Source organism: Leifsonia sp. NPDC014704, from assembly GCF_043083605.1.
Classification (GTDB): domain Bacteria; phylum Actinomycetota; class Actinomycetes; order Actinomycetales; family Microbacteriaceae; genus Leifsonia.
The window spans coordinates 1-3,671 of record NZ_JBIBYW010000006.1 but is presented as its reverse complement, the minus strand read 5'-3'; the positions used below and the strand labels follow the sequence as shown (position 1 = coordinate 3,671).

The following is a 3,671-nucleotide window of genomic DNA, read 5'->3' as shown; positions in this document are numbered from 1 at the left end:
ATGCCGCGGAACAGATTCGCACTGCCGCCGGCCAGGACGGGGTAGCGGCTGTTCTTGACTTTGTCGGAATCGACACGACCATGGCCCTTGGCGCTGGAGCGGTGGACCGGCTCGGTATCTTTGTGCTCGTCGGGCTCGCGGGCGGCAGCTTCCCGTTCTCGTTCTTCCGCTTCGCCGCCGAAGCAGTGATGATGACGAGCAACTGGGGTACCCGGAATGAACTCGAGGAGGTACTCGCGCTAGCCCGTTCTGGGCGCCTGGTATCGGCGATTGAACGACACCCACTTTCGGAAATCAACGAAGTGTTCGAACACCTCGCCACCGGTCAGATCCCCGGTCGGGCCGTGCTGGTCCCGGGAGCACCCTCCTCGAACGGCTGAGCGCCCAACGGCCAGGACGATGCCCCTCCCACGAGAGAACAACAGGCTGGGGCATCGTCCGCGCCACCACGATCGGGAATCGCTGACGCAAGCGGAACTGATCATTCTCGCGGGCGTGCACTATATCGCTCAACTTGTCGAGAAAATCAGCGAGCCGACGATCGAGAAGTTGGACGTCCTGGCCTCTAAGCTCCCCGCCTGAGACCACGACCTCGTCGAGCGTGCCGCTGTCCGATTCTCATATCGCACAGCGGCACGGTCGTCACGATGGGGTCACGTTGGTCGCTGCCTGCAGTGCGGCGGCGAGGTAGCCCGCGGAAGCACCGACGCCCCTATCCGCGACGTGGGCGGGCGTGCCAGCTGCAACCACGGTCCCGCCGGCGTCGCCCGCGCCGGGTCCAAGATCGATCACGTGATCGGCCACCGCGATAACGCGCATGTCCAGCTCCGCGGCGACGACCGTGTTGCCTGCATCGACCAGCGTCTGCAGGTGCGCGACCAGACGATCCGTGTCGGCGCAGTGGAGCCCGGAGGTCGGCTCGTCCAGTACGTACAGCGTGTCTCCACGCTGCGCACGCTGCAACTCGGTCGCGAGCTTGACACGCTGCGCTTCACCCCCGGAGAGTTCGGTCGCCGGTTGACCCAGCCGGAGGTAATCGAGTCCGACATCCGACAAAGCGGTCAGCGACCGCGTGATCTCCTCATCGCCCACGAAGAAGAGGTTCGCTTCCTCGACGCTCATCGACAATACGTCTGCGATGGTGCGTCCCCTCCACGTGACCTCGAGCGTTGATGCCTTGTATCGGCTGCCGTGGCAGTCGGGGCATTCGGTGTACACGGAAGGCAGGAAGAGGAGCTCGACCATCACCGATCCCTCGCCCTCGCAGGTCGGGCAGCGCCCGCCGGCGACATTGAAGGAGAATCGGCCAGGCTTGTACCCGCGGGAACGAGCTTCCGGGGTGTCTGCAAATCGACGGCGGACATGGTCGAACAGCCCGGTGTAGGTGGCGACGTTGGATCTCGGCGTCCGGCCGATGGGCCGCTGGTCGATGACGACCAGCCGCTGTACACCGGTGACGGGCCCGGCGACGCGTCCATCGAGACGTTCCGGCGCATCCGCGAGGAGCAGTTCGTCGCTGACCGGCTCGTCATCCGCCGGGACGGCCCGGCCAAGGCGATCGCCAAGCAGCGAGGGAAGCGCCTGACTGACCAGACTCGACTTGCCGGCCCCGGACACGCCCGTAACGGCGGTGAAGACCCCCAATGGGATATCGACCGATATGTCGTGCAGGTTGTTACGCGTCACGTTCTCCAGACGCAGCCAACTGCGTGCCTCACGGGGTGTGCGAAGAGGGAGACCACTGTTGCCGAAGAGGTATCCGCGGGTCACGGACTCCTTGATATCGGCGAGCCCGTCGGTCGGGCCGCTGTAGAGCACGCGGCCGCCGTGTTCACCGGCGCCGGGGCCGATGTCGACCAGCCAGTCCGCGTGCCGCATCACAGCCACGGAGTGTTCGACGATGAACAGGCTGTTCCCTCGCCCCTTGAGTCCGTCCAGGATCCTGAGGAGCGCCGCCACGTCCTGGGGGTGCAGCCCCGCCGATGGTTCGTCGAGGACGTAGACGACCCCGAAAAGATCAGAGCTGAGTTGCGTCGCGAGCCGGAGTCGCTGTAGCTCGCCGCCCGACAGTGTCGGGGTCGTCCGGCTCAATGACAGGTAGCCCAGCCCCAGATCGACCAGTGGACGAAGCCGCTGCAGCACCCCTGAGGCGAGCTGGACCGCAGCGGCACGCTTCTCTGGCGAGGGACTCGCGGTGGGTCGCACATCGGACGCGGAGGAATGCGGGGACCCGCCAGCAGCGATTCGCTCTTCCGATGCGGCTCGCGGAGAGACCGCCTCAGAAGAAGCGGCCTCCTGCTCCTCCATGCGCGCTAGGACATCGGAGAGCGTCGTGGCAAGTTCCCGAAGCGGCAGTTGGGAGAATTCGGCGATGTCGAATCCTTCGAACGTGACAGACAGCGCCTCGGGCTTCAGCCGCTTGCCATGACAGACCGGGCAGATGGCAGCGGTGAGGAACTGCGCGACGCGCCGCTTCATCGAGGCGCTCTTTGTGTTCGCGAACGTGTCCAGAATGTACCGGCGAGCCCCGACGAATGTGCCCGAGTAGCTCGGCTCCACACCTGCTTCGATCGCAGCTTTAGCCTCAGAGAGGCTAAGCCGGGAGTGGACCGGAACGAAGGGGGTCTCATCGGTGTACAGGATCCAGTCCCTGTCTTCTTGCGGCAGGTCCCGCCACGGCACATCGACGTCGTAACCGAGAGCAACCAGCACGTCGCGCAGCTGATGGCCGTGCCACGCGGTCGGCCAGGAAGCGATGGCGCGTTCGCGGATGGTGAGCGAGGGGTCCGGGATCATCTGCTGCTCGTTCACCGCGTACACGCGTCCGATGCCGTGGCATTCCGAACAGGCCCCTTCGACCGTGTTCGCGGAGAAGTCCTCCGCATACAACATCGGCTGCCCGTCCGGGTAGTCCCCGGTTCTCGAGTACAGCATCCGTACCAAGCTCGACAACGTGGTGATGCTGCCCACGGTCGATCGGGCATTCCCGGCACCGCGCTGCTGCTGCAGGGCGACCGCAGGCGGCATCCCCGTGATCGAGTCGACATCGGGCACTCCCGCCTGATCGATCAGACGGCGGGCGTACGGTGCGACCGATTCCAAATAGCGTCGCTGCGACTCGGCGTACAGCGTCCCGAACGCCAGCGAGGACTTTCCCGATCCGGACACACCGGTGAAGACGACCGTTGCATCGCGCGGCACCGTAAGGTCGACATCCTGCAGATTGTGTTCTCGGGCGCCGAGAACGCGAACGTCGGGCTGCACGGAGAGCTTCGGCGGCACGAACGCAGAGAATTCAACCATGGTCGAATGTTAGCCACATACGGAACGGTCGTCGGGCTGCGGCCTGCGGCTTGCGGAAAGGGTTCCACACCGATTAGGTCGTCGGTTCGATTCCGACAGGCGGCTCCGGCGAACAGCCCCTGACCTGCGGAAACGCAGGTCAGGGGCTGTTCGGTTCTGGTGGTCGCGCGATGCGCTGGCCTCACGGCTCTGCCCGACATCGACATCGCTCTCCTCTGCGACGGACCCCTCGCCGGCTGAGCGCTCGCGGCCGGCATCCTGTCCGTGTGCCGCTAGGCCTCGCACCGCTCGGCAACGCAGCATGGCGTTGCGTCGCGACCTGGCGACGGCTCGGCGGGGCGCGATCGTCTCGTGCGTTGGCGGACTAC

The 3,671-nt window shown here is 65.6% G+C and carries 2 protein-coding genes; one reads left to right on the top strand and one right to left on the bottom strand.

The annotated features are described in order from the left end of the window. On the top strand, positions 1–380 hold a 380-nt coding region (locus ACF1AJ_RS20710), incomplete at its 5' end, for a zinc-binding dehydrogenase (RefSeq protein ID WP_391508921.1). A 262-nt stretch (positions 381–642) separates the two neighbouring features. Here the strand turns inward: ACF1AJ_RS20710 and ACF1AJ_RS20705 are convergent. Further along, positions 643–3,303 (bottom strand): excinuclease ABC subunit UvrA, encoded by a 2,661-nt coding sequence (locus ACF1AJ_RS20705; RefSeq protein WP_301220692.1) that lies wholly within the window; start codon positions 3,301–3,303, stop codon positions 643–645. Between the last annotated feature and the right edge of the window lie 368 nt (positions 3,304–3,671).

What these genes read in the sequence shown, in the direction of transcription:
- ACF1AJ_RS20705 (WP_301220692.1), bottom strand. Translation starts at nt 3,303, where the DNA reads ATGGTTGAATTCTCTGCGTTCGTGCCGCCGAAGCTCTCCGTGCAGCCC.